The 1,567-nt window shown below is 37.3% G+C and carries 2 protein-coding genes; both read left to right on the top strand.

From position 1 onward, the window contains the following. On the top strand, nt 1-1,162 hold a 1,162-nt coding region (locus JF818_RS08650; protein WP_198891615.1), incomplete at its 5' end, for a heavy metal translocating P-type ATPase. A gap of 86 nt (nt 1,163-1,248) precedes the next feature. Continuing rightward, nucleotides 1,249-1,567 (top strand): signal peptidase II (locus JF818_RS08645; RefSeq protein ID WP_198891614.1); only part of this gene is annotated, 319 nt, incomplete at its 3' end.

Raw genomic sequence — 1,567 nt, 5'->3', positions numbered from 1 at the left:
TTCCTATACTCCGATTGTAGTTTTTGGAGCATTAGCCTTAGCAATCATACCTCCATTGGTGATCCCCGGTGCAACTTTCTCTACATGGATATATCGAGCCTTAGTGTTCTTAGTTATATCTTGTCCATGTGCGTTAGTAATTTCAATACCATTGGGCTTCTTCGGAGGGATTGGTGGAGCATCGAAGAGAGGTATATTAGTAAAAGGCAGTAACTATCTTGAAGCGTTGAACAATGTGGAAACAGTTGTTTTCGATAAGACGGGAACGCTAACAAAGGGTGTATTTGAAGTTGTGAATATCAACTCTCAAATTGATTTTACAAATGAGGAATTGATTGAATATGCAGCATTTGCTGAAAGTCACTCAAGTCATCCAATTGCACTATCCATTTTGAAAGTCTATAACAAAGATGTCGATATCACTAAAATTGAAGACTATGAGGAAATTGCAGGTCATGGGATTTTAGCTAAAGTTGGTGGTAAAGAGATTCTTGCCGGAAATAGCAAACTGATGAATAAAGAAAACATTAAATATCAGGAAGTTGAGACTCTGGGTACAATAGTACATGTTGCAGTAGACAAGAAATATGCAGGCAATATTGTAATCTCTGACGCAGTGAAGGAAGATTCAGCTGATGCGATTAAAGGATTGAAGGCATTAGGTGTTAGAAATACTGTTATGCTTACTGGTGATTCGAAGGCAGTTGGGGAAAAAATAGCAACCCAACTTGGAATTGACAAGGTGTATACTGAATTGTTACCGGCCGACAAGGTAGAAAAAATTGAGGATCTGGATGCTAAAAAATCTCATAAGGGGAAAATTGTATTTGTTGGAGATGGTATCAATGATGCACCAGTACTTGCGAGAGCTGATATTGGCATGGCAATGGGCGGCTTGGGGTCTGATGCTGCAATTGAAGCAGCTGATATAGTTATCATGACGGATGAACCATCAAAAATTGTCACTGCAATTAAAGTAGCAAAAAGGACTAGGAAAATTGTGATGCAAAACATTGTGTTTGCATTAGGGGTTAAAGCCATATTCCTTGCACTTGGTGCGGTGGGAGTTGCAACTATGTGGGAAGCTGTATTCGCTGACATGGGTGTGGCAATAATCGCAATATTAAATGCAATGAGGGTAATGAATACAAAAAGTATATAAGCCTACATGATTTATTAACCCCTTGATTTATTTCCTCAAAGATAAAATCAAGGGGTATCTGTATTTAAATTTATAAGGAGGAGAAAATGTTCTATATTTTTATTATCACAATAGTGACAGGGATTGATCAGTGGACTAAATATCTTGTAGAAACACAATTAAAACCGATAGGTGCTATACCCATAGTTAAAGATATATTCCATTTGACATATGCAAGGAATACAGGAGCAGCTTTTAGCATATTGAGGGATAAGCAGGCACTTTTAATATTAGTCACAGCCATCGTTGTTGGCGCATTAATATACTATTTGATAAAAATATTAAAGACAGGAGAAGTAGCCTTTAAGCTATCCTTGGCGATAATTATTGGTGGAGCTTTAGGAAATCTTATCGATAGAGTTAGAT

This window comes from Sphaerochaeta sp. S2, assembly GCF_016406725.1.
Lineage (GTDB): Bacteria > Spirochaetota > Spirochaetia > Sphaerochaetales > Sphaerochaetaceae > Sphaerochaeta.
The sequence above is the reverse complement of the archived record's forward strand: the minus strand, read 5'-3'. Positions and strand labels throughout refer to the sequence as shown.